Annotated in this window: 23 protein-coding genes and 2 pseudogenes; 17 read left to right on the plus strand and 8 right to left on the minus strand. The window is 59.1% G+C overall.

Going from position 1 to position 22,906, the window contains the following annotated elements:
* Positions 1 to 199: 199 nt before the first annotated feature.
* The 16 genes and pseudogenes from NKH21_RS32760 to NKH21_RS01500 all read left to right on the plus strand — a co-directional run bounded on the left by NKH21_RS32760 (position 200) and on the right by NKH21_RS01500 (position 15,025).
* A pseudogene (locus NKH21_RS32760) lies at positions 200 to 1,367 on the plus strand (helix-turn-helix domain-containing protein).
* 167 nt (positions 1,368 to 1,534) lie between these two features.
* Positions 1,535 to 2,188 (plus strand): SIS domain-containing protein, encoded by a 654-nt coding sequence (locus tag NKH21_RS01435; RefSeq protein ID WP_352862818.1) that lies wholly within the window; start codon positions 1,535 to 1,537, stop codon positions 2,186 to 2,188.
* Complete coding sequence (locus NKH21_RS01440; protein ID WP_352862819.1) at positions 2,185 to 3,453, plus strand: HAD-IIIA family hydrolase; 1,269 nt, start codon at positions 2,185 to 2,187, stop codon at positions 3,451 to 3,453. Before NKH21_RS01435 ends, NKH21_RS01440 begins: the two co-directional genes overlap by 4 nt.
* The gene (locus NKH21_RS01445) at positions 3,446 to 4,498 is read left to right on the plus strand and encodes an NAD-dependent epimerase/dehydratase family protein (RefSeq protein ID WP_352862820.1); all 1,053 of its coding nucleotides are present in this window, start codon (positions 3,446 to 3,448) and stop codon (positions 4,496 to 4,498) included. The genes NKH21_RS01440 and NKH21_RS01445 overlap by 8 nt, the downstream gene beginning before the upstream one ends.
* The gene (locus NKH21_RS01450; RefSeq protein ID WP_352862821.1) at positions 4,455 to 5,612 is read left to right on the plus strand and encodes a GHMP family kinase ATP-binding protein; all 1,158 of its coding nucleotides are present in this window, start codon (positions 4,455 to 4,457) and stop codon (positions 5,610 to 5,612) included. The genes NKH21_RS01445 and NKH21_RS01450 overlap by 44 nt, the downstream gene beginning before the upstream one ends.
* A gap of 105 nt (positions 5,613 to 5,717) precedes the next feature.
* Complete coding sequence (rfbC, locus tag NKH21_RS01455; protein ID WP_352862822.1) at positions 5,718 to 6,251, plus strand: dTDP-4-dehydrorhamnose 3,5-epimerase; 534 nt, start codon at positions 5,718 to 5,720, stop codon at positions 6,249 to 6,251.
* A 42-nt stretch (positions 6,252 to 6,293) separates the two neighbouring features.
* The gene (locus tag NKH21_RS01460) at positions 6,294 to 7,631 is read left to right on the plus strand and encodes an NAD(P)H-dependent oxidoreductase (RefSeq protein WP_352862823.1); all 1,338 of its coding nucleotides are present in this window, start codon (positions 6,294 to 6,296) and stop codon (positions 7,629 to 7,631) included.
* 45 nt (positions 7,632 to 7,676) lie between these two features.
* Positions 7,677 to 8,465, plus strand: a complete 789-nt coding sequence (locus tag NKH21_RS01465) for a phosphatase PAP2 family protein (RefSeq protein ID WP_352862824.1) — start codon at positions 7,677 to 7,679, stop codon at positions 8,463 to 8,465.
* An 842-nt stretch (positions 8,466 to 9,307) separates the two neighbouring features.
* A complete protein-coding gene (locus NKH21_RS01470) occupies positions 9,308 to 9,880 on the plus strand; it encodes an FkbM family methyltransferase (RefSeq protein ID WP_352862825.1) in 573 nt (190 codons plus the stop codon).
* 471 nt (positions 9,881 to 10,351) lie between these two features.
* On the plus strand, positions 10,352 to 11,422 hold the full coding sequence (gmd, locus tag NKH21_RS01475) for a GDP-mannose 4,6-dehydratase (RefSeq protein ID WP_352862826.1): 1,071 nt from the start codon (positions 10,352 to 10,354) through the stop codon (positions 11,420 to 11,422).
* Between the two features lie 333 nt (positions 11,423 to 11,755).
* On the plus strand, positions 11,756 to 11,980 hold the full coding sequence (locus NKH21_RS01480) for a type II toxin-antitoxin system Phd/YefM family antitoxin (protein WP_352862827.1): 225 nt from the start codon (positions 11,756 to 11,758) through the stop codon (positions 11,978 to 11,980).
* 166 nt (positions 11,981 to 12,146) lie between these two features.
* Positions 12,147 to 12,416, plus strand: a complete 270-nt coding sequence (locus NKH21_RS01485) for a PIN domain-containing protein (protein ID WP_352862828.1) — start codon at positions 12,147 to 12,149, stop codon at positions 12,414 to 12,416.
* A 306-nt stretch (positions 12,417 to 12,722) separates the two neighbouring features.
* Positions 12,723 to 13,085 (plus strand): LacI family DNA-binding transcriptional regulator, encoded by a 363-nt coding sequence (locus tag NKH21_RS01490; RefSeq protein ID WP_352862893.1) that lies wholly within the window; start codon positions 12,723 to 12,725, stop codon positions 13,083 to 13,085.
* Positions 13,086 to 13,094: 9 nt separating this feature from the next.
* Entirely contained in the window at positions 13,095 to 13,562 is a 468-nt protein-coding gene (locus tag NKH21_RS01495) for a hypothetical protein (protein WP_352862829.1), read from the plus strand.
* A gap of 234 nt (positions 13,563 to 13,796) precedes the next feature.
* Positions 13,797 to 13,964 (plus strand): annotated as a pseudogene (locus NKH21_RS32765) (hypothetical protein); the annotation flags it as partial.
* 653 nt (positions 13,965 to 14,617) lie between these two features.
* Positions 14,618 to 15,025: a thermonuclease family protein gene (locus NKH21_RS01500; protein WP_352862830.1), complete on the plus strand. Its 408-nt coding sequence runs from the start codon at positions 14,618 to 14,620 to the stop codon at positions 15,023 to 15,025.
* A 292-nt stretch (positions 15,026 to 15,317) separates the two neighbouring features.
* Here NKH21_RS01500 and NKH21_RS01505 read toward each other — a convergent pair whose 3' ends face one another.
* Positions 15,318 to 16,007, minus strand: a complete 690-nt coding sequence (locus NKH21_RS01505) for a phosphatase PAP2 family protein (protein WP_352862831.1) — start codon at positions 16,005 to 16,007, stop codon at positions 15,318 to 15,320.
* Here NKH21_RS01505 and NKH21_RS01510 point away from each other — a divergent pair.
* The gene (locus NKH21_RS01510; protein WP_352862832.1) at positions 16,006 to 16,332 is read left to right on the plus strand and encodes a hypothetical protein; all 327 of its coding nucleotides are present in this window, start codon (positions 16,006 to 16,008) and stop codon (positions 16,330 to 16,332) included. The two genes, NKH21_RS01505 and NKH21_RS01510, sit on opposite strands and share 2 nt — an antisense overlap.
* 65 nt (positions 16,333 to 16,397) lie before the next feature.
* Here NKH21_RS01510 and NKH21_RS01515 read toward each other — a convergent pair whose 3' ends face one another.
* From NKH21_RS01515 to NKH21_RS01545, 7 genes are all read right to left on the minus strand, one after another.
* The gene (locus tag NKH21_RS01515) at positions 16,398 to 17,027 is read right to left on the minus strand and encodes a methyltransferase family protein (protein ID WP_352862833.1); all 630 of its coding nucleotides are present in this window, start codon (positions 17,025 to 17,027) and stop codon (positions 16,398 to 16,400) included.
* A 19-nt stretch (positions 17,028 to 17,046) separates the two neighbouring features.
* A complete protein-coding gene (locus NKH21_RS01520; RefSeq protein ID WP_352862834.1) occupies positions 17,047 to 17,844 on the minus strand; it encodes a sterol desaturase family protein in 798 nt (265 codons plus the stop codon).
* Between the two features lie 121 nt (positions 17,845 to 17,965).
* Positions 17,966 to 18,472 carry a prepilin peptidase gene (locus NKH21_RS01525; protein WP_352862835.1) on the minus strand — a complete coding sequence of 169 codons (507 nt, stop codon included), beginning with the start codon at positions 18,470 to 18,472 and terminating at the stop codon, positions 17,966 to 17,968.
* A 9-nt stretch (positions 18,473 to 18,481) separates the two neighbouring features.
* Positions 18,482 to 19,033 (minus strand): tetratricopeptide repeat protein, encoded by a 552-nt coding sequence (locus tag NKH21_RS01530; protein WP_352862836.1) that lies wholly within the window; start codon positions 19,031 to 19,033, stop codon positions 18,482 to 18,484.
* A 54-nt stretch (positions 19,034 to 19,087) separates the two neighbouring features.
* On the minus strand, positions 19,088 to 20,029 hold the full coding sequence (locus NKH21_RS01535) for a type II secretion system F family protein (protein ID WP_352862837.1): 942 nt from the start codon (positions 20,027 to 20,029) through the stop codon (positions 19,088 to 19,090).
* Positions 20,030 to 20,049: 20 nt separating this feature from the next.
* The gene (locus NKH21_RS01540; protein ID WP_352862838.1) at positions 20,050 to 21,021 is read right to left on the minus strand and encodes a type II secretion system F family protein; all 972 of its coding nucleotides are present in this window, start codon (positions 21,019 to 21,021) and stop codon (positions 20,050 to 20,052) included.
* The gene (locus tag NKH21_RS01545; protein ID WP_352862839.1) at positions 21,021 to 22,403 is read right to left on the minus strand and encodes a TadA family conjugal transfer-associated ATPase; all 1,383 of its coding nucleotides are present in this window, start codon (positions 22,401 to 22,403) and stop codon (positions 21,021 to 21,023) included. Before NKH21_RS01545 ends, NKH21_RS01540 begins: the two co-directional genes overlap by 1 nt.
* Between the last annotated feature and the right edge of the window lie 503 nt (positions 22,404 to 22,906).

Genomic DNA, 22,906 nt, shown 5'->3' on the forward strand with positions numbered 1-22,906 from the left:
CCACCCTCGATTGCTGCAATGGTAAGCCATCATCACAACGTGCGAGCATCTCGAGTTCAATTGCTATTCCGAACGGGAAGCTGGCGGGCTGCGCTCATCGGAGGTACTTAAAAGGAATCCTCTCCGAACCGGATAGATAGGTAACAGAATGGATCGATTGCGTAGGTGACAGTTTTCTTGCCGGCCGGGAGGACCGGCGATGGTTCGGCAAGAGACTGGCATTATGGACGCGCGGCTTCGGTTTGTTGTGGAGTGCCTTACCGGCGATGAGACGATGACGCAGCTGTGTGCTGAGTTCGGGGTGTCGCGCAAGACCGGCTACAGATGGCTTGGTCGCTATCGCGCGCTCGGCTCGGAAGATTTGCGTGACCTGCCGCGGGCGCCGCTCAATCATGGCCGGGCGACGGCTTTGGATCTGGTGGAACAGATCGTTGCGGCCAACGAGACCCACCCGCCGTGGGGAAGAAGATCGTTGTACGGCTGAAGCGCATCGCTCCCGAGTTGGCCTGGCCATCGACCTCGACGGCTGGGCGATCCTTGCGCGGCACGGCCTTGTCAGCGTCCACAAGCGGGCACGGCTGCGGGCCTGTGGCAACCGACCATGTGGTTGCAAGCCGAGGCGCCGAACGCGGTGTGGACAGGCGATCACAAGGGCTGGTTCCGAACCCGTGACGGGTAGCTCTGCGAGCCGTTGACGGTGATGGATGCGTCGAGCCGCTACCTAGTGCGCTCGAGGCGACGGGCTCGACGGCGGATGACGATGCCTGGCCGGTATTCGAGCGGCTGTTTGAGCAGCATGGCCTGCCGGATCGGCTCAGAAGCGATAGTGGCCCGCCCTTCGCGTCGGCCGGCGTCACCGGGTTGACGCCGCTTGCGGTGCGCTTCATCAAGCTCGGCATCACGCTGGAGCGGATCGCGCCCGGCAAGCCGCAGCAGAACGGCCGCCACCAGCGCTTCCACCTGACGATGCTGCCGCTGGCCGAGGTGCCGGAGGCCGACAGAACGGCCCAGGGGCAAGCCTTCGAGGCCTTTCGGCACGCCTACAAATTATGAGCGTCCGCATGAGGCGGACACCCGGGCGCAGCATTACCGCGCCTCGCCCCGACGACACCGCCCGAGCCCGACTAATCTGGCCGAGGCGGTGGCGCGCAGCGTGCGCCACAATGGAGATCAGGCGGAACGGCGGCTTCATCTACGTTTCCAAGGCGCTGGCCGGCGAAGCGGTCGCCGCCGAAACCGAGGATGGTGAAATCGCGCTCCGCTTCCACGCCCATCCACTTGGCATCATCGGTACCAGGCGCATGAAGCTGGTGCGCCGCAGCGCCGGGGGTTGCCTACGGCATCGGGCGACACCGCGACGATCTTGACGCCGATATGCTGCCGGCGTGCCGGCGGCAACGGAGAGAACAACGGATATTCCTTTTAGGTACCTCCGATGAGCGCCGCCCGCCAGCTTCCCGTTCGGAATAGCAATTGAACTCGAAGTGCTCGCACGCTGTGATGATGGCTCACCATTGCAGCAATCGAGGGTGGCATGACAGAGCTCGCGATCCATCAGGGAGTGGTGGCATGTCGCAACTGTTCGCGAGATGATGCCCTCCGGTTGCACCCTAAAGAATTCACGCAGGATTATCTGGCATCGCTTTGCATCGCATTGGCGCAGATCGATACGGACGCCGTGCAGGAGGCGATACAATTGCTGCGCGCCGTACGCGATGCGGGCGGCACAGTCTTCGTCGCCGGCAACGGCGGCAGTGCAGCGACAGCGTCCCACTGGGTCAATGACCTCGGTAAGGCCACGAAACGCTCGGGAAGGCCGCCAATCCGGGTGATAGGCCTGACAGACAACGTCTCCTGGATGACAGCGCTCGGCAATGACGAAGGCTACGAGCGTATCTTTGCCGGCCAGATGGAGAACTTCGCCAAGCCGGGTGACGTGCTCATAGTGATTTCAGCCAGCGGGAACTCGCTTAATCTCGTGCGGGCAGTCGAACTCGCTCGCGAAAGGAAGGTAGCCACCATCGGCATTGTCGGTTTTGACGGCGGCAGGCTTAAAGAGCTCGTCGATCAGCCAGTATGGGTGCGGTCCGAAAAAGGCGCCTACGAACTCGTCGAGGACGTCCACGCCGCGATCTGTCATGCCATCACGCGATACCTCATCGCCGACCGACCGGAGCGCGGTCAATGAATATTGTCCTGCCGAGCTCTCCCTGCCTGCAAAAGGCGGATGTCGAAGGGCGCACCTACAGCCGGCCCCGCCAGGCGGTCATCCTGGCCGGCGGGCGTGGCACGCGCATGCGGCCGATCACACTCGATCGCCCGAAACCAATGGTGCCGGTGCTCGGCCGCCCTTTTTTGGAATACCAGATCGAACAGCTGCGGCAGGACGGGTTCGAAAGGGTTCTTCTTCTACTCGGGTATTTGCCCCATGTGGTGATGGACCATTTCGGCGACGGCAGCAGGTTCGGCCTCAATATCGAATATGCCGTCACCCGTCCCGACGACCTCACCAGCAGCCGGGTATCCAATGCCCGTCACCTCATAGATCCGTGTTTCCTGCTGCTGTATTGCGACAACTACTGGCCGATGCGCATGGAGCGGCTGTGGCAACGCTTCTGTGCGGCTGGCAAGCCTGGAATGATCACGGTCTACAGCAACAAGGACGGCTATTCACGCGGCAGCGTGATCCTTGATGCGAACGACAATGTGACCGTCTTCGACCGGCTCCGCACCACGCCCGGGCTGCAGGGAGTCGAGATCAGCTATTCGATACTGACCGATCTCGCCCTCGAACTCCTGCCCGACGAGGACACCCTCTTCGAGGAGGCCATCTACACGCCGCTCGCGACGCAGCATCGCCTCGCCGCCTTCTTGAGCGAGCACCGCTATTACAGCGTGGGCTCGATCGAGCGTCTACCCGCGACGGAGCGCTTTATGAGCCGCGAAAAGACCATGCTCGTAGACAGGGACGGCGTACTCAACTGCAGACCGCCACGGGCTCAATATGTGTGTTCATGGGACCAGTGGGCGTGGGTTCCGGGTGCAAAGCAGGCGTTGGCCCTTTTGAACGAGGCCGGCTACCGCATCATCATCATCTCCAACCAGGCAGGGATAGCGCGCGGAGCAATGACCGCCGCTGATCTCGAGACGCTTCACCAGCGCATGTGCGCCGAGTGCGAAGCCGTCGGCGGCAAGATCGCGGAGATCTACCACTGCCCACACGGGTGGGACGACGGCTGCGACTGCCGCAAGCCCAAACCCGGCATGCTGTATCAGGCACAGCGCGACTTTGATCTCGACCTCACACGCACACTCTTTGTCGGCGATGACGATCGTGACCGTCAGGCGGCCGAAGCCGCAGACTGCCTATATGCGCAAGTAAGAGAGCAATGCTCGCTTCTGGACCTCACCCGTCAACTCCTTTCGAAAGCGGAGCACGGCAGACATGAATGAACCAACACGCGTTCTCGTCACCGGACACTGTGGATATCTCGGTTCTGTCATGGTGCCCCTGCTGCTGGCGGCGGGCTATGAGGTGGTCGGGCTAGACGTAGGATATTTTCGTGCGTGCACCCTGGGAGCCGACAACGGCAGTGTGCCCGAGATCACAAAGGATCTGCGCGCCATCGAACCCCCGGATCTGCAGGGCTTTGATGCGGTAATCCATCTGGCGGCACTCTCGAACGACCCGATCGGAAATCTCAACGCGGATTGGACGAGGCAGATCAATGCGGAAGGGACAATTCGTCTGGCCACGATGGCCAAGGCGGCCGGCATTCGGCGGTTCGTATTTTCTTCCTCTTGCATCATGTATGGCATGTCGGACGCCGCCGTCGTCGACGAAATCGCCCCGCTGGCGCCGCAAACAGAATACGCAAGATCGAAAGCTGTTGCCGAAGAAGCGCTGCGCGCGCTGGCGGACGACCGGTTCTCGCCCGTCTATTGCCGCAACGGCACCGTCTATGGTTTCTCGCCGCGGATGCGCTTCGACACCGTGCTGAACAATTTCATGGGCAGCGCCTTCACCACTGGACGTGTCGAAGTCCATAGCGATGGCACGCCATGGCGGCCCGTGGTTCATGTTCAGGATGTCGCGCGCTATTTCAAATTGATGCTGGAGGCGCCGCTACAAGACATCCACAATGAGGCCTTCAACATGGGTGTTGAAAGCCTCAATCTTCAGGTGCGCGAGATAGCGGAGATCGCGGTTGAGGCCGTCCCCGGCGCGCAGCTCACAATGACACCGAAGCCGGGCGCGGATCAAAGGACCTACAAGGCGGATTTCAGCAAGTTTTCACGGACTTTCCCGGATTTCGAGTTTCGGACGGCGCGAATTCGAGCGCAGGAGCTTTATGAGGCATTCCGCTCGATCGCACTTACATTCGAAGACTTTACCGACAAGCGCTTCACGCGGCTGCGCTGGCTCGATCATTTGCTCAAGGCGGGGATGCTTGATGATCAGCTGCACTGGCGAACGGCACAGCCGCGTGTTGCCTAATTTTCATTTCGTCGATTTTCGAGGGCAAAATATGGAACAGCTAGACGGGACCAAAGTCGTGGAGCGCCGCTCAGGACTGGACCTTCCGACCATCATCGATCGCGCTGCACAGCGTCTGCCGTCTCTTGTCCTGACACGCACTCCTTTGCGCGTCAGTTTTGCTGGCGGCGGTACCGATCTGCCCGATTTCTACAATCTCGATTGCGGCGCGGTCTTCAGCGCGGCAGTGGACAAGTACATCTATGTCACCGTCAAGCGTCACAGCGTGATCTTCAACGAACCCATCCGCTTGAACTATTCACAGACGGAGCAGGTAAACACCATAGGGGAGATCAAGAACAACATCGCTCGCGAATGCCTGCGTTTCCTGGAGATCGAACCGCCAATTTACATCTCGACGGTCGGAGACATGCCGGCCTCGACGGGCATGGGGGGGTCGAGCTCGTTCACGGTGGGACTGCTCAACGCCCTGCACGCATTCCGGGGAGAACGTGTCACCCCTGGCCAGCTGGCCGAAGAGGCATGTCACATCGAGATGGACATCCTCAAGGAACCGATTGGCAAGCAGGACCAGTATGCCGCCGCGTTCGGGGGCATGAACCTGTTCCGCTTCCAGCCGGGCGGCGCGGTAACGGTCGAGCCACAGCGGGTGCGCAATGGCGCCGTCGAACATCTCTTCAGCAACCTGATGATGTTCTGGACATCGCATCAGCGACCGGCCAGTTCCGTGCTGGCAGAGCAGAAGGCGAAAACGTCAAGCAATCTCGATACGCTCAGGCGGATGCGGGACGATGCCTTCATGCTTCAGGAGATCTTTTCGGAGCCCGTCATCGACATAGAACGCTTCGGTGCCGTCCTTCACGCAGGGTGGGAGATGAAGCGGAGTTTGGCGTCTCGCGTGAGCAACGCGGAGATCAATGGCCACTACGACCTCGCCAGGGATGCAGGTGCGGAAGGCGGCAAGCTATGTGGCGCCGGCGGCGGCGGATTCCTTATGTTCGCGGTCAAGCCGGAACGCCGGGAAAGTGTCCGACGCGCACTCTCACACCTAGCCTATGTGCCTATCGGCTATGAAGTCCACGGCTCGCGCCTCTTGCATCCGGCGCAAGTCTGATGCGGTCCTTCGATCGCACAAGCGGACCGCCGGCGCGAGCAACCCTCAGGAGAGATCGTGGGAGATGCGACCCGACGTGACACTCATTTGACCAATGGATCCACGATGCTTTTCATAAAGACCGATATTCCCGGCGCCACCCTGGTGGAACTGGAGAAATTCGAAGACGAGCGGGGCTCTTTCGCACGCGGCTGGTGTTCGCGGGAGTTTGCTGAGCAGGGGCTTCCGGATCGTGTCGTGCAGATGAATATTTCATACAACAGGCACAAGCACACACTGCGCGGCTTTCATTATCAGCTGGCTCCCCATGGCGAGGACAAGATGCTTCGCTGCATCCGGGGCAGCCTGTACGACGTGCTGATCGACCTGCGGCCCCAATCGCCCACCTATAAGGAGCACCTCACGGTGGAACTTTCAGCGGCGAACCAACGGATGCTGGTCATACCGAAGGGCTGCGCGAACGCCTTTCTCACCATGGAGGACCACTCCGAGGCGACATATCTCGTCTCCGAATTCTACACACCGGCAGCCGAGCGCGGTGTTCGCTGGAACGATCCTGCCTTCGCGGTGATGTGGCCGGTGGATGCGCCAGCGCAGATTTCTGACAAGGACCGAAGCTGGCCGGATTATGACCGCTAACCTTTCGCCGCCCACTTTCGGGAGCAGCACAGGGGAACGTAAATGTTCATTGTCGACAGGGAGTTGGAGAGCCTCCAGGCTCAGGGGCGGCCAATTCGCGTGGGTATGGTGGGGGCCGGGTTCATGGCCCAAGGGATCGCGCTGCAGATGCTGCGATATGTCCCAGGCATGGAGCTCGCGGCGATTTCCAACAGGCACGTGGAAAAGGCGCGAGATGCCTATGCCGCTGCAGGCGAAGACGATGTGACGGAGGCGACCAGCACCAAAGCGCTTGAGGATCTCGTGGCGCGCGGTCGCCGCGCGATCACGGCGGACCCGATGCACATTTGCGAGGCCGACGGCATCGACGTCATCGTCGAGGCGACAGGCGCGATCGAGTTCGCTGCCCACGTCACAATGCGCGCGATCCGGCACAGCAAGCATGTCGCCCTGATGAATGCCGAGCTCGACGGCACGATCGGACCGATCCTGAAAGTGTATGCCGACCGGGCAGGAGTGGTCCTCACCAATGTGGAGGGCGATCAGCCCGGTGTAATCATGAACCTCTACCGTTGGGTCAGAGGCCTGGGCATACGTCCGGTGCTTTGCGGGAACATCAAGGGCCTGCACGATCCCTACCGAAATCCGACGACCCAGGAGGGTTTTGCCAAGAAGTGGGGAATGAAGGCCCCGATGGTCACCTCCTTCGCGGACGGCACGAAGATTTCGTTCGAGAACGCCATCGTAGCCAACGCCACCGGCATGCGGGTGGCGAAGCGCGGCATGTACGGGCCTGTGGTCGAGCCTGGTAGCCCGATCCAGGGGGCGGTCGGCTGGTATCCGCTCAATCAGCTCCTCGAGGGGCCAGGGATAGTTGATTATTGTGTCGGCGCCATGCCCAACCCCGGTATCTTCGTTCTTGGCACCACAGAGGATGCCGTAGAGAAGCACTATCTCTCACTCTATAAGATGGGCCCCGGACCGCTCTACTGTTTCTATTGGCCTTATCATCTGTGTCATTTCGAGGTGCCCTCCACGGTGGCGAGAGCCGCAATATTCGGCGATGCTGCGATTGCGCCCCTGGGTGCGCCGACCGTTGATGTGGTGGCCGCCGCAAAGCGGGATCTTAGTGCCGGAGAGATCCTCGATGGCCTTGGACATTACATGACCTACGGGCTCTGCGAGAACGCGCGGACGGTGCACGCCGAGCGGCTTGTGCCGATCGGGCTCGCCGAGGGGTGCCGGCTGCTGCGCGACGTGAAGCGGGACGAGGTGCTCGGCTATGACGACATCGAGCTTCCGGTCGGGCGGCTTTGCGACGCACTGCGCCGGGAGCAGGATCTTGCCTTCTTCGGGCGCTCTGCAGCCTCCCTGCGTCGCGAGGTTTCTGCGACCGCTTAGTTAGCAGGACTCCAGTTGTTTCGCCGACCGAACCCGAGAGTTGAGATGGCCGAACCGATGGCGCGAACGTTAACCGATTTACATTGCCTGACGTATGCTGCCGCGCTTTGCCTCCTCTTTGTGGGTACGACTTTCCTGGCCCTTAACCCGGATTGGATCGACAGGCCCCTCGCAAAGGCCGTCAATACCGTAGCGACCAATCAGCCCTTCGCCAGCCGGCTCGCTTTCGTTGCCGTCTACCCAACAACCGAGGGCGCTATAGCTGTGTCCTTGCTTTGGTATTGCTGGTTCGCCCATGACGGGCCGGAATCGAGGGCAAGGCTGGTGAGCGGCGTCTGCGCAGCTGTCCTCGCGGCGCTCGTAGCGCATTTCCTGCAGAGCACTCTGCCGACGACGCCAAAGCCGATTTTTGACTCCGCACTTGGGCTTCATATCCCGGATGTTCTGGGCGACGCTGCCGTTCTGCGCTCAGCGCCGTTCGCCGGCACCCCCGGGTTCCCCAGCGAGCGAGCGGTTCTGTTCGCGGGTCTAGCGATCGCCATTCTTCACGTTCACTTCGAACTCGGACTCCTCGCCCTGACCTGCACCTTGGTGGTAGAGCTTGCGCGAGTCTACTTGGGGCTGCATTACCCGACCAATGCTCTGGGTAGCCTCGCCTTGGCCGCGACCTTGGCATGGCTAGCACAAACGCGACCGAGCCTTGAACTCGGCGCCCTGGTTCTCCTGTGGGAGCGCGGCGCCCCACCAAGCTTCTATCTGTGCAGCTTTCTGGCCTCGTACGTTGTTGTGGCGTTCCAGGGCTTGCGCGAACTTGCCAAAGGGCTTCTCCAGTAGGAATTGGTGTGAAGCCGGCCAGCGACACGACGACCTCGAATTTATCGGGCGTGCATCGCCGGGCTGGAAGCGTCAGCTTGGCCAAACAACAATCATGCAGAAGGGTGTTCGCAACAGCGGCGAATTACCTCAATGCAAGGGATCAAAACATAAGCATTCGGCAAGCTGTATAAGGCCCCTCTACGGCTTCCACTGGCCGTATCACCTCTGCCATTTTACATTGCGCGCCGCGCTGTTCAACAAGCTCGATCTCTCCGCTCGGCGAACCCAGGTCAATTTCGTTGCAACCGCCAAGGCCGATTCGAACTGCCCGCCCTGTGCGTTCAGCTCCGCAAGGACCGGATTGCCACTTCTTCGGCTCCGCAGTAGCCGGCACAGCTTACGGACGAGGGCATCGGCGTAGGGACTCGTGAGCCGGCGCTCGCAGCGGGGCGGCTAGTTCCTATGCAGTAGGACGAAGACGTTACCCCACCCCAAGGCGACGCTCCCGCAGCATCTGTTACGAACTCCGAGCGATGGGATTACCTCCTTTTGCTGGAGCGCCTGCCACAATGGCACTCTGGTCGCGGGAGGGAATTGATGTAAAATTTACAGGGCGATAGCCGCTCCGCGTTAGGCCAGACTGAGCCCATCTGGCGCTCTGGTCCATTTTGGACACGGTGAGGACGGCGCAGTCAGGCGGAACAGCTACAATAAATAAGCCAAAGGCACTATTGATGTATAATCCAGATTGGCTCCGGTATTGTAAGCGCGTTGTAAGGGCTGCCTTAGGATTCGATCACCTTCTCCGGCCCGAATGCTCTGTTCCTACACAAAAACTCGGCTCCGTATATGGAGGTTGGGTGGTTGCGGTCGAGCCTCTTCTAGGTGTCCCCTCCCCTATTGTTCTTTCCTTTGGCTTAGGGGACGACATTTCATTTGATCAGGAAATCAGCAAAGTATTCGGTGCAAAGGTCTTTGGGTTTGATCCGACTCCGGCCAGTCTTGACTGGATTGCCGCTCAGGAATTACCCCCCACTGTGCGGATCTACCCCTTGGGAATATCTAATTTCGACGGGGAGCAGACGTTTTCTGTGTCCGAAGATGATACACGCAGCAATTTTTCCACGAAGATGATTACAGGCAAGAGCATTGTCTGCAACGTGAGGCGTTACTCTACTATCCTGGATATGCTCGGACTGGCAACTATAGATGTGCTGAAACTCGACGTTGAGGGGGCAGAGCACGACGTTCTTCCAGAGGTGCTTGGATCTGGTGTTTTACCGAGACAGATTCTCGTCGAGTTTCACCACTGGTGGCACCGCACTCCGGTGGAGCAAACCTACCGAACAGTGGAAGCGATAAAGGGCCAGGGTTACACCCTGTTCCATGTTTCTCCTGCGGGCCACGAATTGTCATTTTTGCTGACGCGATAACAAGCCTTACGAGAACTTTCGACAAGCCACCCTCGGTGGCGGGGATCGTCGGCAACAATCTGACGCCACGCTTGCTAGGTGACCCGAGATGCAGGCCGGACGCGAACCGTTTCTCAGCAGGCATCGCCCGCGCCGCACTGGTCAGTCGACCCACATGTTCGGCATTGCCGACGGCAGGATGGCCGGCAAGCAGCTCGCGGAGAAGCGATGGCGCAAGCGCGCTTGTGAACTGACCACTCGCGGCAGGGCGGCTACGAGCATAGGCCGAAGAGGCTAGCCACGCAGAAAGGGGACGCACGGGAAGTTGCCGTGACGGGCATCGAGGCAGTGGGGATTACCTCCTTTGCTGGCGTGCCTGCCACAATGACACTCTGGTCGAACAAAGCGCTTTCGCCTTTCATTAGAGGAGTGCGGGGGCGGACCGTCGGTCGACGGCGCCACCACAGCCCTCAAAGATTGGATGGGACCCAAATGACTGATCGCATTGCGCTCATAACTGGTGTGACCGGTCAGGACGGGGCCTACCTTGCCAGACTGCTGCTGGAGAATGGCTATACTGTGCATGGACTGAAACGCAGATCCTCCTCCTTCAATACCGAACGCATCGACGACATCTACGTCGATCCGCACGAACCGGACGCACGCTTTTTTCTCCACTACGCCGACCTGACCGATGCGACCAATCTCATTCGCATCATTCAGGAGACTCGCCCTACCGAAATCTACAATCTGGCGGCTCAAAGCCATGTCCAGGTAAGCTTCGAGACGCCTGAATATACCGGCAACGCCGATGCCCTTGGCACACTCAGGCTGCTTGAAGCCATCCGCATCCTGAAGATGGGAGAGCGGGTGCGCTTTTATCAAGCGTCAACCTCCGAGTTGTTCGGCAAAGTCCAGGAGGTGCCCCAGACGGAGGAGACACCGTTCTACCCGCGCTCTCCCTATGCGGCGGCCAAACTCTATGCCTATTGGATCACGATCAACTACCGTGAAGCGTACGGAATGTTCGCTTCCAATGGCATACTGTTTAATCATGAAGGCCCCACGCGCGGCGAGACGTTTGTGACCCGCAAGATCACACGTGCGGTTGCCGGTATCGAGCGAGGCTTCCAGTCCGCCCTCTATCTTGGAAATCTGGATGCGAAACGCGACTGGGGGCATGCTCGCGACTATGTGGAGGGCATGTGGCGGATTCTTCAGCACGCCGAGCCAGACGACTTCGTCCTCGCCACGGGCGAAACCCACTCGGTTCGAGAGTTCGTAGAGCGTGCCTTTCGGGCAGTCGGCCGCGTCATCGTGTGGGAAGGTAAGGGGGTGAACGAGATCGGCCGAGATGGCAAGACAGGAGAGATCCTCGTCCGGGTCGACCCACGCCATTTCCGTCCGACGGAGGTCGATCTCCTGATGGGAAATCCGGCGAAAGCCCGCTCAAAGCTCGGCTGGTCGCCAAAGACGACGTTCAGCGACCTCGTGGCGGAAATGGTGGCCGCCGATCTGAAACGTCTGGAGCAAGAGAGCTGGCACAGGGACAGTAGCGTCTAGAAAGGGCCACCGGTCATGGACTACCATATCGGCTCGACGCAAAACGAATATTTGTGGCTGGCCAACGCGGGATGTCGGCTCGGGTGTGGCCCGGCGACTGAGGGGCAATTTTGCTTTGTGATGCCCTTTGGATTGAGGCGCGATCCACTGGTTATGGCGAGGCGAACCGAGGGTCGGCAGCGTCCTGGCCCAGTGACTTGACCAAGCCTTGATCACGGGCCAGGATTGCGCCTATTGTCGCGCAGAGCAGCGATTGTCGGGCAATCCACACTCAGCTCAACGGCAATGCACACGGCTCGCCACGATGGCCCCGACGCGGACAAGGACAGGAAAATGGCCATTGGCGAGGCCAAGACGCATCTCTCGGAACTGCTTTCAAGGGTCGGCGAGGAGGTAATTATTTCACGCGGCAACGATCCCATCGCTAAACTGTCGCGGATTCAACGGCGCAACGATGTCGAGGCCGTCATCGAAGAGATCAGCGCCGCTCGCGCCCGTGCCAAGCCCGTGACGCAGGACGAAATTCGGGCCTGGCGCGATGAAGGACGCCGCGCTTGATGGTGATCATCGTCTGATGCCTTTCGTTGTCGACCTTTCCATGGCGGCTGCCTGGATTCTTCCTGATGAAGATAGCGAGGCGGCGACCGCCCTGATGCAACGATTGCCGGGAACAACGGCACCTGTCCCTTCCCTGTTCTGGCGAGAGCCGCGGAACGTCGTCTAGATGGCCGAGCGGCGTGGCCGCATCACGGCGGGCGAAGCTGCCACCACCATGGCACGGCTGCGCCGATTGCCGCTGGAGTACGCCGGCAGCGGATCGGACGGCGCAGTGCTGACGCTAGCGGGTTCGCACGGGCTCAGCGCCTATGACGCCGCCTATCTTGCGCTGGCAATCGAAACCGAGTTGCCGCTGGCCACCCTCGATCGCAAGCTCGCACTTGCCGCGCGCCACCAGGGAGTCCGAATTCTCGGGCCGCTCGCGAATGGCAACTGACCGCTTCGCTCGACCACCTGCCTATGTTGTTCGACGTGCCGAAGCCTTCGCGGCTCTCGATTCCGTGCTGCCCTTGGACCGCCGAGATTTTCTCGCCGAACTTTGACCGACAACGACCTGGGAACCTGCGCCATCTGGCTAGGAAGGCATTTTGTGCCCAGAGGCGCTTGACCGCCGGTCGGCCCGAAACACGGTTAGGATCCTATTTGCGGAAAGAAACGGGCACAAGCGGCCTTGGCAGTTCGACAACCCGCCGATATGCGGGACAAGGGTGGCTGCAATGCCGGGGCCCAAAATGCTCCTGGCATGCCGCCCGGGTCCGCCGAAGGACCGATAGCCTTGACGCAGAAGGGGATCACTCTGAAAGAGGTGGCCGCCGCGGCAAACGTATCGCGGGCGACGGCTGCGCGGGCGCTCAACAGTTATGGTTACGTCGGCGACGAGACCGCGCTTCAGGTTGGGCTGTCGGGCCAAACGCGTCGCGCAGGCGCTGCGCAGCGGGCAATTGCCTCTCGTCGGCTTAACTGCCCCATATCGGCGAAAGACTTTGGGAAGAGTGAACGCCGCCGGTGTCTACGACTGCGACAGCTTGCCGAAGCTAGGTCGCGTTGGCAAAAAATTTGCGACCAGGATCCGGCAAGGTATGGACGGTATATTTCGCGACCCTAATTAAACACTATGAGCCGTTTGCTGCTTAGCTTCGTCTCGATGTTGTTTTCCACCCCGCTTCTTTATGCGCAAGAGTGGCAGCCCTTCGGCGTCAAGCAGTTTGGCTTTGTATTCGATGTGCCCCCTGGCTTTGTTCTGACTCAGCGTTCCGACCAGGGGGCAGCTTTTCAGGGCAAAAACGGGGCCTTTCTTGCTGTTTGGGGCGCAAGGCTCGGAAAGGCCAGTTTCCGCGCCGAAATAGAGCATCGAATTGTCGAGGACGAAAAGGCAGGCTGGAAAGTGACCTATCGGCGCGTTAAGCCGACTTGGGCCAGTTATTCCGGCCTCAGGGACGGGCAAATCCGCTATGTACGCGTCATTGCGATCTGCAATGACCGTGCGGCGCTCTTTACAATGAACTACAGCAGATCCGAAAAAATCCCCTACGATCCCGTCGTGGTGCGAATGGTGCGATCCCTACGGGCGGAAGGCTGCTAGAGCCAGATCACACGCTGTAGAAATATGGCTTCTGCAGGGTGAAAGCGAGAGAGGGCCCCGAACCCGATCAACTGGCTCTCGCCCTGGAAGGCCTCGACGGCGATATTGCCCGCGGCGGGAGAGGCGAGCCGGCGTCGAGAGGTCGCCGTCCGAGCGACCGTCCGATCGTAAGACGCTGCCCGATCATCTGCCGCGCGAGAATATTTTGGTCGACATCGGCGCACGGTCTGCACTTGCTGGGGCGGCGCACTTGATGCCAGGGGTGAGAGCGTGAGCAGCACGCTCGACTGGGTTCCGGCGCAGCTTTGCATGGTCCGCATCACGCGACCCAAATGCGCGTACCGTGTCCGCTCACGGTCGAACCTATTCTGGATTCGACAACAAAAGTCAAATAGCGCATAATTTCGTCTAGAGTTGAGGAATTCATTCATGCGTGTGGGTGAATTTTCGTGCGAGTTGTCCGCAGCGCTTTTCTCAGGCTGCACGCCCGACTACTTGAACCACTACGATACGGTGACGCTCGCGGCGGCGATGCGTACCAGCCAATATGCTTTTACAGACCGTTGACCCGTTCAATCCGAATAGCGACAACATATCGAAGGCGGCGGCACGCGCCGCTGCGATCGTCAATCAATTTTTTAGGCGTTTTCGGTCGCCCCGACGCAGCCATCACGGCGCGGCGGCGGTGATTTGGACTCGGAGGCGGCAAGGGAAACAATCCGGTCGTGGCCGGTCTGGTAAATGTCACTGGCAGTGATTCCAACAGGCCCGACGGCGATCACGATGGCGTTGGGTGCGAGTGAAAACGGTCTTGGACAGGTCTCGCTACGACAATCGTTCCGATCGGTGGCGCCGACGCACTGGAGCAAAGCTCCGGCGTGCCCGCCAACTGGCGGGCGTTCCGAAGCGGGTCGTCTTAGTGACGGTAGCCGCCCTGGCCGCCTTGATCACGCAGTTCGTCCTCCAGCACAGCGACCGCCTCCCCGAGACCAATCTCTCAAATTCGATCGGACCGACGACGGCCCCGATCGCCGGGATAGCTTCGGTCACTGACGGTGACACGATCGAGATCCAAGGCCACCTTATCCGATAATGGCATAGACGCGCCCGAGAGGCAGCAATATTGCCATGACGCCAAAGGCTTCGAATATGCATGCGGCCGTCGCTCCGCTGAAGCGCTGGACGGCTTTCTCTCGTCGTCAAAGCCGGTCCAATGCAGGTTTGTGAGTTGGGATCGCTTTGGCCGTTATGTTGGCAGCTGTGCGCGTGCTGACGGCTCTGACGTTGCCGGTTGGCAGGTCGAGAACGGCCAGGCGCTTGACTGGCCTCGCTACAGCCACGGTGCCTATGCAGGACTTCAGGCGAATGCCCAAGCGGCGAAGCTCGGCCTGTGGGCCGGAACGTTTCAGAAGCCGTGGGATTGGCGAGGGTCCCCAGCACTTGCGACCGGGTTCAGGCGTTGAAGGCAGAACCAGAGAAGGCACCGGAGCAAAAATTATCCAAACGGGCTCTGCGAGGTTGGGCGCCGCCTGAAGGACGTCGGCCAGCCATTAGGTATTTCGACGCGTTACGCTCATTCCATGATTCCATGTTGATTTGGCGACAAAGCATGGTCGAAACCGCAGCGGCTGATGACTGGGGGTACCGGAGCACGTCGGCAGCAAACGGTTCGGGCCGACGCCACCTCTCTGCGGCGCCCCTTTGTGCCTCGCCGCCGCGGCGTCATTGTCAGGCAGTCAGAGGGCAACGCCCCGCTCAGCGGCCCGCGTCCGATCCCGCGGCTGATCTCGCAACGCGGTCGGCCTTTCCGAGCACATAGCTAGGAATCTTGACTGCAATGATTGAGAGAATGCCGATGATTGTGCCGGCGATCACATCTATCAAATGATGACCGCCTTCCGGCAGCGTGGCCACAATCATGGCGGCATTCACCAGGGCCAACACGACAAAAAGTGGCCGGATGGTCCGCGCGGCATAGACCACCGCCAATCCAAGTGCCGTGTGGAACGACGGGAACGTGACGAGCCCTGTGCCTTTAGTCATAATTAGATCAAACGGCTCGCCTGATCGCAGCGCCATAAGCACATGATGGTGCCACATTCCGGCATCAGCGGTGAAGTTCGAAAATAGCCCGGGCGCCGGCTTGAAATAGGCATAAGCGCCTTCAGCTGGCGCCAACGCCATCAGTGCGCCTGTGAAGACCGAGGCAACCGCTAGAAGAGCCACAAACTCCAGTGCTCGTTCTCGTTGGTTTCTCACCGCGTGGACTAACAAAATGAGCGGCATTTGAAACGCCAGCGCGTGATAAGCAAAAACCAGGACGGATGCTGTAGTCGGCTGGTTGGTCGTGGCCAGGAACGACTGCCAGTCGAAACCGAGGCCGGAATCGATAGAAGCTAGAACCGGGTCCGCCAGCGGCCTTGAGGTGGCCGACGCCAGATACATGAAGACGGTGGTTGAAATGGCGAGCGGAATGAATGCTGCTGCGGAAACGACTACGATTCTCAAGCAGCCACAAAGATATTTGATTACGCTGGCGATTGGGCTTGTGTCAGATCTCAATCTATGGAGCGCAATTGCGGATGCCATCCAAGATGCGCTGAGGACAATGGCCACCTTGCTTAGGTCAATCCAGTTCCTCGGTGAAAAATCGACTGTAGAAAATGGCAACCAAAAAATGTCAATCAGCCCGAAAAGAGCTGTGACCAAGGCAATAATTACTAGTGATTTCGAGCTCCAACACCTAGGTCAGCGAATGAAGCATTGCTAGCGGCGCCGTGTAAGATCACCAGGTACGCCCTTACATCCATAGACTGCAGATCAGCATGGGCATAGTCACGGCCACCAGCACAATGAGGATAAAGACGGAATGAGCATTGGCGTGGTCTGCCCATAGGCTTCGTATTCGGGGAACGCCGCTCGCAAGACCCTTTCCTCGTTCACGAGCCGCCGATATTGGAAAGCGAGGGCAATGGCGCAGATTGCGACGGTCGGCCATGTCGCATTGCCGAGAAAAATGCCGAGCAGGACGATCGCTTCGCATACGTAGAGCGGGTGGCGCACAATTTGGTAAGGGCCTGCCGTGACGAGCCGTCTGGCCTGCGCAGTGATGCTGAAGGATCTGCCGAGCCACCACAGGCACAAGATGCAAAGAGCGAACCCAACTATGGTGGTCAGGTCCGCAACAAACTCGATCTGCGGAGCTGCTTGGATGCGAGGGACTGCGATCAAAGTTGCCGTGGCAAAGCATCCGATGAGCGCAGAAATTCGGGGTTCAACTCCCTGCGCTGTTTCCAGGGGCGGAAGACGCGCTACTGTCATCACAACGACGAGCAGGAGAAAGCCGAGAGCGGCGACATGTGCGGTGAGATCGATAATCCACGCCACTGTCCATTCTGCGCCGGAAAGAGCTACCAAAAATGTTGCGGCCTTCAAAGTCGCGCAGATCGTGAAGTAAAGGGTCATCGCTGCACGCCCGATGAAATCACGTATCTCCGGTGGAGGGAGTTTCATTGATTCTGCCCTTCGGGATCACTGGATAGGCGAGTTGCTCGACGTAAGTCGATGGAATCGGATCATCGACGCCATAGCGCTCCGGGACAGCGTTACCGGGCAGGTACATCGTTCCGAGGAGCGCATCGATCAATGAAAGTTGACCTGCGAAGTTCTTGTCGTATGCGGCGCGCTCGTGAGCGTGATGCCAATGATGGAACTGGGGTGACGCGATCAACCACCGAAGCGGGCCGATGTTCAGCCTGACGTTGGCGTGCAGCAAAAGTCCGTGGACGTGAAAAATTATTGCAAACAGGGCGATCGCCGAGCTGCTGAAACCCAGCAGATATACAGGCACGAGTGACGCGCTCTTTGTCAGAGCCTGATCAACAGGGTGAATCCTGTGCGCTGCCAACCAGTCCAGTTCTTCAATGCTGTGATGAATCGAATGGAAGCGCCACAAAAAGGGAACGGCGTGAAAGGTGCGGTGGGCCAGGTAAAAGCCAATGTCCGCAATGACAATGATCTCTGACACCTGGAGCCAAACAGGTTGCGATGATACTGCGCCGCCGACGTAGGCCGGCACCAGCCGCCCCACCGTACTCGTTGCTAGCGTGATAGCCGCGATCAGGCCAAGGCTTATCGGGATCCCATTAAACAGCGCATAGATGAGATCATTGAAAAAGGCTTTCCTGAATATCTTTTGATGGGGGCGCAGAGCGAACAGGTATTCGATCGGAACGAAGATCAGAACCGCAATTAAGAGCGCTTTGATATTCAGAATGTCCATACGGCGTCCCGCCGGCAAGACGCAATCCAAGCACTTCGCCAATTTGAGCGCAAGCTAATGGTTTCTCCCAGCTTGATTGAAAGTTAGTTTGCGCGCCAAACATGTCAGACTGAGAGCCCGCCTAGAACCGTGCGTTGCCATAAATCTGAAGCCCTAGCGTGCAGATGGCACCGATCGAGATTGGCACGCCGAAGGGGACGACGCCTTTGCGATCCAGATGCTCAGCGTAGAGGCGGAAGGCGCCTTCGGGCAGCATCAAGGGGTTCTTCACGACTAACGCGGTCGCAAGCGCGAAGACCAGCAACAGCACGGAAAACGCCAGGAGCCCGCTGCCGCCGATCAGAAACGAAACCACCGCCATTAGCTTGACATCGCCAGCCCCGACTTTGCGCATGGCCCAGAACGGCAATAGCGCAACGAACAGCAGAAGGCCGGCAAGCGCGCTCAGGCCCATGTCCCACCACGACCCGGTTAGGATCGACATAAACTGCAGCGAACCCAGCCCAAGACACAAAAGCAGCAGCACGTCGCGGTTAGATATTTTTTGGGTGGTGAAGTCGAGCCATGCAATCCTTGCAAGCAAGGAAACCGCCAGCCCTTTCATCAGCAGCGCTCCGGCAAGCAACATGCTAGCGCCTTATCGTTCGAGATTCTTCACGCTGGACGACAGGAGCCGCAAATTGTTGGCGACGGTCGGATCGTTGGGGGCCAGTTCGTATGCTTTAAGGAAATTGCTGCGCGCATCCTGCAGCTTGCCGCGCAGCAGATAGGAATAGCCGACATTGTTGTAATATTCGGGCGTAGGCCCAATCAGCCGGAAGGCATGGCCATAGGCCCTGTCGGCGAGATCGAAGCGGTGGATGCGGTCGCTGCAGGCGGCCAGGCCCAGCCACGCAACACCATCGTTGGGGGCAAGTTGCGTCGCCTTGTAGAACAAGGCGCCCGCATTGCCATAATTTTCCGAGCGGAACTGGTTCTTGGCTTCGGCAACGGCTTGGTCCGAGGCATAATATTCGACGTCGCTGACCGTCTTCAGTCCGTCGAAGGCATCGCCGAAGGCAGTAAGCTCCACTTTCGCCGGCTCGTTAGTGCGGACGACTCCCGTTGGGTCCGTCGCATTCGACTGACAACCGGAAAGCACGACAGCCAGCAAACTGGCAGCGGCAACGAGGCACATTGGCCTTGTCATTTTATCCCCCAAGGAATCTTTCCGATCCTGCCCCTGACCAAAGCACATCCCTGTCTAGAAGAAAATGCCCTTCATTCGAATGATCACCGGAAGCATCACGACCATCATCACAACAGGAAAGATGCATAGCCCCAGCGGTATCATCATCTTGACAGGCAAAGCATTGGCGCGTTCCTCGGCGAAGAGAATTCTTTGTCCCCGCATTTCGTCGCTGTAGACGCGCAAGGCGTCGGTCAAACTGGTGCCGAGCTCTTCCGATTGACGGAACAGCACGGCCAGCGCGCGCGCCTCCTCCAGTCCAACGCGGTCGGATAGTTCGCGCAGGGCCTCGCGCAACGGCTTGCCCGCGCGCAACTGAAGATTCATGATCGCGAGTTGGATGCCGAGCCATCTATGGGTGCCAGCCAGTTCGCTGCCGACACGCTCGACAGCCGCTTCGAGGCTCATGCCGGCATCGGCGCAGGTGATCATCATGTCCATGAAATCCGGAAAGCCGCGACGATAGATCTGCTTTTGTCCCTTTTCGAACCGATCGAGAGCGATGCTCGGAATGACGATGCATCCCAGCCCAAGCAGTGCAGCGCCTGCAAAGGCGACAAGACCGGGAAGTTCGGGTGGCAATATCCGCGACAGGAGCGCATACGTCACGGAAAAGCCAAGGCAGACCGCGCCAAGGCGCGACAGAGTATAGATCAATGGCGCGCTTGACTGATAGAAGCCCGCGCGAAAGAGTTTTGCGTCCAGCGCGCTGGGCTCGTCGCGTTCCTTTTCGATCGATCTGAAATAGGCGTCGACCGGCCGCTGTGCTGAAATCTTCGCCAGTTCTTCCTGGCCCAAAAGCGAGCGGCGGTTGGGAATGCCCTCTGCCATCAGGCTTTGCGCAACCAGTTTCCTCGTCTGCAGCGCCGGCAAGAAGATGAGCGCGCCAACCAGGAAAAGCGCTACGGCCGCCAGGAAGACGGCAATGGACACCAGCAGGCTCAGATCCTGGGTCACAACTCCATAGCTCCGACCCCTCAAAAATCGAAATTGGCCATTCGGTACATGATGAAGTCGCCGAGCAGCGCCCAGAGCCCGAAAATCAGGAACACAGGCATGATCAAGGGGCTGCCCCAAACATCACCGTAGTAGCTGGGGGCCAGGCCCGTGAGGATGGCGAGCATCAAAAGAGGAAACAGGGAAATGATCCACGCGGACATTCGCCCCTCGGCAGAGAGCGCCCTAATCTTCAACCTAAGTTTCTGCCTTTCACGCAGCACCGCTGAGAGATTCGACAGAATTTCGGTAAGATTGCCGCCTGTCTTGGCTTGAATCGACAGCGACACCGACAGCAAATGCAGACCTTCGAAACCGACGCGTTGCGAGAGTTTTCGCACGGCGTTTTCAAGGCTGAGGCCAAAGGTGATCTCGTCGGAAACAATGCCGAATTCGGTGCCCAACGGATCAGGCATTTCTCGTGCGACAAGGCTTATAGCCACGGAAGTCGGATGACCGGCACGCAGCGAACGCACGATCATCTCAAGGGCATCCGGCAATTGCTTCGCGAATTTCTGGATACGCCTGGCGCGCGCGCGACGGAGAACCAGAAACGGTAGGACGAATCCGATGAGCAGAAAGATAATAAACGAAACCACGGTGGAGAAGTGCAGCAGGAACGCAAATACCAGTGCCAGGGCAAGTCCACCGAGAGTAAATGTCGCGACGAACGACAGCGGATTCCCGGTAACGCCGGATTGGGTGTACAGCCTGTTCAGGCCAACAGCATTGAAAAGAAAATCGCCCGAGCCGGTAAGCCCACGTTCTCGCAGCAATCGCTGCAAGGTCTGTTCGGCCGGAGCGTCATCGACGAGCCGCTTCAGCCGACGGTTGATCGTACTGACCGTTGAGCGCCGCTTGGAATAAGTCACGTACAGAGCCTCGGCAGCGAGGATGAGCGACGCAGCCGCCAGTACATAGATGAAGTAGAGCAACGTCTGGCCGGTCGGCATTAGAGCGGGACCTGTGGGTTGAACGCGTCCTTGGCGAACTGATGGCCAAGGGTCGCCGCTTCCTGGGCAAAGCGCGGACGAATGCCGGTCGCACGAAATTCCCCAACGATCTGGCCCTCTGCAGTCACATCGCGGCGGACGAAATGGTAAAGCTCCTGAACCTGTACGACATTGCCTTCCATACCCGTGAGTTCTGATATGGAAACAACCCGCCTTCCACCATCTGAAAGCCGTTGCGTCTGCACAATGACGTCGATGGCTGAGGCAATCTGAGCCCGTATTGAATCGTGGCTCATCGGCATGCCGGCCATACCGACCATCTGTTCCAATCGCGATATTGCATCCCGGGGCGTGTTGGCATGAATGGTGGTCATTGAACCTTCATGGCCGGTGTTCATAGCCTGCAGCATGTCGAAGGCTTCCTCGCCGCGCACCTCGCCGACGATGATGCGGTCCGGCCGCATGCGAAGCGCGTTTTTCAGCAATTCGCGCTGGCGAACTTCGCCCTTTCCCTCAACATTGGGCGGACGCGTCTCGAGACGGCCCACATGCGGCTGCTGCAGTTGCAGTTCCGCTGCGTCCTCGATGGTGATCAGGCGCTCCCTGGCTGGGATGTAGCTCGACAGGGCATTGAGCAGGGTCGTCTTGCCGCTGCCTGTGCCGCCCGAAACCAGGATCGACTTGCGGGCCTGCACGGCAATGCGCAACAGGTCGACCATCGGCTGGCGGATCGAATTAAACGCCATCAGGCGTTCGAGCGAATAGGGGTTCTTGGAGAACTTGCGAATCGAGACCAGCGGGCCATCCACCGAAATCGGCCGCACCGCTATGTTGACTCGCGACCCATCTTCCAGCCGCGCATCGACCATTGGCGCCGATTCATCGACGCGCCGGCCGATAGCCGAGACGATCTTGTTGATGACACGCAGCAGATGGGCTTCATCGCGAAAGCGGATCGCCGTCTCCTCTATGACGCCACGCCGCTCTATAAAGACTCGCTTGTGGGTGTTGATCAGAATATCGGAAATCGAATCATCCTTGAGCAACGGCTCGATCGGACCCAGCCCGAGCATCTCGTCAGCGGTGTCGCTGGTCAACTGGTCAAGTTCGCGGGCGTTAAGCGGCACGTTGCGAGCACGAACGAATTCCCGCACGATCGGGCGGATCTCGTTCAGGATTTCCTCTTTGGACGCACTTTCCAGGGCGGTCAGGTTGAAGCGATCAATCAAGTGGCGATGGAGTTCGACCTTGAGCGTGAGGAAATCATCCCCCGGCGATTCGAATGCCGCAGAACGGGAGAGTGCGGGGACTGCCGGCACGATCGGATCGAGTTTCGGATCGACCCGCGGCTCGCTTGGCCCTTTCGTGAATCGGCCCAGCATTTTGCGCTACCCCCCTTGGACACGCTTTGGGGAACCAAACGTCAACCCCGCAAGACGGCAGGCACCGAGCACGTTCCCGAACTCAATACTTCTTGCATATTTAACATCTATGTCAAAGAAACATCTCATCTATTCGAACGAGGCGTCCGGCCGTAAGTATACAAGGGCGTGCCAAAACATTCCCTGTGTCTTTTTGGCCACAAAGGCGCTTTGCGGGCTCGCGCAACCCGTTGGATATAATGGCATATGCCTATCCGCTAATATCGCCTCGCTTCTGCCACAGGCGCGGCGAAATTCTGAACGGATGGTCAAAGACAGGCGAAAAACAGGCAGATTCAATGTCTTGCTGCAGACAGAACCTCGAAACGTTATTACTATTTCAGGCACAGCACAGGTATAAAGAGGTTAAAGGACCCCTAACTTATTGACTCTGCTTTTTATCGGCCACTACGATTAAGTCGACGGAGGATGCTCAGGTATGCGATTTCATCCTTGGCTCGTCT

It is taken from the genome of Mesorhizobium sp. M1329, from assembly GCF_040318035.1.
GTDB lineage: Bacteria > Pseudomonadota > Alphaproteobacteria > Rhizobiales > Rhizobiaceae > Mesorhizobium.

Excerpts from the sequence above, each read along its gene's own strand:
- NKH21_RS01435 (WP_352862818.1), top strand. The coding sequence starts at position 1,535 with ATGACAGAGCTCGCGATCCATCAGGGAGTGGTGGCATGTCGCAACTGT.
- NKH21_RS01440 (WP_352862819.1), top strand. The coding sequence starts at position 2,185 with ATGAATATTGTCCTGCCGAGCTCTCCCTGCCTGCAAAAGGCGGATGTC.
- NKH21_RS01445 (WP_352862820.1), top strand. The coding sequence starts at position 3,446 with ATGAATGAACCAACACGCGTTCTCGTCACCGGACACTGTGGATATCTC.
- NKH21_RS01450 (WP_352862821.1), top strand. The coding sequence starts at position 4,455 with ATGATCAGCTGCACTGGCGAACGGCACAGCCGCGTGTTGCCTAATTTT.
- rfbC (WP_352862822.1), top strand. The coding sequence starts at position 5,718 with ATGCTTTTCATAAAGACCGATATTCCCGGCGCCACCCTGGTGGAACTG.
- NKH21_RS01460 (WP_352862823.1), top strand. The coding sequence starts at position 6,294 with ATGTTCATTGTCGACAGGGAGTTGGAGAGCCTCCAGGCTCAGGGGCGG.
- NKH21_RS01465 (WP_352862824.1), top strand. The coding sequence starts at position 7,677 with ATGGCCGAACCGATGGCGCGAACGTTAACCGATTTACATTGCCTGACG.
- gmd (WP_352862826.1), top strand. The coding sequence starts at position 10,352 with ATGACTGATCGCATTGCGCTCATAACTGGTGTGACCGGTCAGGACGGG.
- NKH21_RS01480 (WP_352862827.1), top strand. The coding sequence starts at position 11,756 with ATGGCCATTGGCGAGGCCAAGACGCATCTCTCGGAACTGCTTTCAAGG.
- NKH21_RS01485 (WP_352862828.1), top strand. The coding sequence starts at position 12,147 with ATGGCCGAGCGGCGTGGCCGCATCACGGCGGGCGAAGCTGCCACCACC.
- NKH21_RS01490 (WP_352862893.1), top strand. The coding sequence starts at position 12,723 with ATGCCGCCCGGGTCCGCCGAAGGACCGATAGCCTTGACGCAGAAGGGG.
- NKH21_RS01495 (WP_352862829.1), top strand. The coding sequence starts at position 13,095 with ATGAGCCGTTTGCTGCTTAGCTTCGTCTCGATGTTGTTTTCCACCCCG.
- NKH21_RS01510 (WP_352862832.1), top strand. The coding sequence starts at position 16,006 with ATGAAGACGGTGGTTGAAATGGCGAGCGGAATGAATGCTGCTGCGGAA.
- NKH21_RS01505 (WP_352862831.1), bottom strand. The coding sequence starts at position 16,007 with ATGTATCTGGCGTCGGCCACCTCAAGGCCGCTGGCGGACCCGGTTCTA.
- NKH21_RS01515 (WP_352862833.1), bottom strand. The coding sequence starts at position 17,027 with ATGACCCTTTACTTCACGATCTGCGCGACTTTGAAGGCCGCAACATTT.
- NKH21_RS01520 (WP_352862834.1), bottom strand. The coding sequence starts at position 17,844 with ATGGACATTCTGAATATCAAAGCGCTCTTAATTGCGGTTCTGATCTTC.
- NKH21_RS01525 (WP_352862835.1), bottom strand. The coding sequence starts at position 18,472 with ATGTTGCTTGCCGGAGCGCTGCTGATGAAAGGGCTGGCGGTTTCCTTG.
- NKH21_RS01530 (WP_352862836.1), bottom strand. The coding sequence starts at position 19,033 with ATGACAAGGCCAATGTGCCTCGTTGCCGCTGCCAGTTTGCTGGCTGTC.
- NKH21_RS01540 (WP_352862838.1), bottom strand. The coding sequence starts at position 21,021 with ATGCCGACCGGCCAGACGTTGCTCTACTTCATCTATGTACTGGCGGCT.
- NKH21_RS01545 (WP_352862839.1), bottom strand. The coding sequence starts at position 22,403 with ATGCTGGGCCGATTCACGAAAGGGCCAAGCGAGCCGCGGGTCGATCCG.